The organism is Methylobacterium sp. EM32 (genome assembly GCF_040593685.1).
GTDB lineage: Bacteria > Pseudomonadota > Alphaproteobacteria > Rhizobiales > Beijerinckiaceae > Methylobacterium.
Genome location: NZ_JBEXZS010000092.1, coordinates 1 through 1,104, shown reverse-complemented (window position 1 = coordinate 1,104; position 1,104 = coordinate 1). Strand labels below are relative to the sequence as shown.

Below are 1,104 nucleotides of genomic sequence, written 5' to 3'. Positions count from 1 at the left end.
TCGCGTTCTGATAGCCGGTGAGCGAGTCGATCAGCACGAGCCGCACGCCCTCGCGCTCGACAGCGTCGCTCACCATGGCGGCGAGCTCGCCCGGCGAGACCTCCGCCGGGTCGATCTGCTCGACCCGCAGGCGCCCCTCCGCGACCGCCGCCGTGATATCCATACCGAGACCGGCAGCCCGGCGCATCAGGATCCCCGTCGACTCGTCGAAGCTCAGGATCAGCCCGCGCTCGCCCCGCGCCAGCGCCGCCGTCACGTAGGTGAGCGCGGTCGAGGACTTGCCGACGCCGGAAGGGCCGAGAAGCATCGTACTGGTGCCTCGGTCGAGCCCGCCGCCGAGCAGCGCGTCGAGGGCGCCATTACCGCTGCTGAGGCGGTCGACCTCAGAGGGATGGCCGTGCTCGACCGCGACCAAGCGCGGGAACACCGAGAGGCCGCCGCGACGGATGACGAAGTCGTGGTAGCCGCCACGGAAATGCGTACCGCGCATCTTGATCACCCGCAGGCGCCGGCGCTCGCCGCCGTAGAGGGGGACAAGCTGTTCGAGCTGGATCACCGCGTGGCAGAGATTGTGCAAGTTGTGGTCGTCCTGGTCGACGGTGAGGTCGTCGAGGAGGAGCGCAGTGGTGTCGTGGATGAGGAGATAGCTGCGCAAAGCCAGCACTTGGCGGCGGTAGCGTAGGGAGCTCTGCGAGAGCAGGCGGATCTCCGACAGGCTGTCGAACACCACGCGCTGGGGCTTGATCCGGTCGATCTCCGCGATGGCGAGCCGCACGGTCTCGCCGAGTTCGAGGTCGGAGGAATGGACCAGGCTCTGCTGCTGGCGCTTGTCGATGCTGAACTCGGGCGGCACCAGCTCGAAGATCTCGATGCCGTCGAGCGACCAGCCGTGTCGGGAGGCCACCGAGACGAGCTCGCGGCGGCTCTCCGAGAGGGTGATGTAGAGGCAGCGCTCGCCGAGCCGCGCCCCGTCGCGGAGGAATTGCAGCGCCAGCGTGGTCTTGCCCGAGCCCGGCCGCCCCTCGACCAGGTGGGCACGGTTGGCCGCGAAGCCGCCCCCCAGAATGGTGTCGAGGCCGAGTGCCCCTGTTGCGACAGGGGAGG

At 69.2% G+C, this 1,104-nt stretch carries 1 protein-coding gene; it reads right to left on the bottom strand.

Translation table 11 applies throughout. From position 1 onward, the window contains the following. Positions 1-1,104, bottom strand: a 1,104-nt coding sequence (locus ABZT49_RS13975) for an ATPase domain-containing protein (RefSeq protein ID WP_355286645.1), incomplete at both ends; no start/stop codon positions are given.